At 36.2% G+C, this 428-nt stretch carries 1 protein-coding gene; it reads left to right on the forward strand.

Annotated features, from left to right (window positions below; translation table 11 throughout):
* Nucleotides 1–36 precede the first annotated feature (36 nt).
* Nucleotides 37–428 (forward strand): terminase small subunit (locus tag RCF13_RS05200; protein ID WP_308140917.1); only part of this gene is annotated, 392 nt, incomplete at its 3' end.

Consider the following 428-nt stretch of genomic DNA (forward strand, 5'->3'; position numbering starts at 1 on the left):
TTGAAAACAAACGAATGTTAGCAATGGGGTGGTGGTATGACAGAAATAAGAGGTCCAGATTACGAACTAGCAGAGAATGATTACATGCTAGGAATGAAGTATAAGGACATAGCAGAGAAGTACAATGTAAGCATTAATACGGTTAAGAGTTGGAAACAGAGGTATAATTGGAGTAGAAAAGGTGTGCATACAAATAAAGAAAGTGTGCATACAAAATTGAATACAGAATCTAAGAATATAAAGCCTATCGTCAAAGAAGTGGAGAGCGTTCTTAAAAACTCCGAACTCAATGATAAACAAAGGCTTTTTTGTTTGTATTATAGTAAGTCGTTCAATGCTACTAAAAGTTATCAGAAAGCCTATGGTTGTAGTTATGCAACTGCATTAACAGAAGGACCAGCTCTAAAGAACGACCCTCGGATATCCTC

The sequence above is a fragment of the Stenotrophomonas maltophilia group sp. RNC7 genome (assembly GCF_030910085.1).
GTDB lineage: Bacteria > Pseudomonadota > Gammaproteobacteria > Xanthomonadales > Xanthomonadaceae > Stenotrophomonas > Stenotrophomonas sepilia.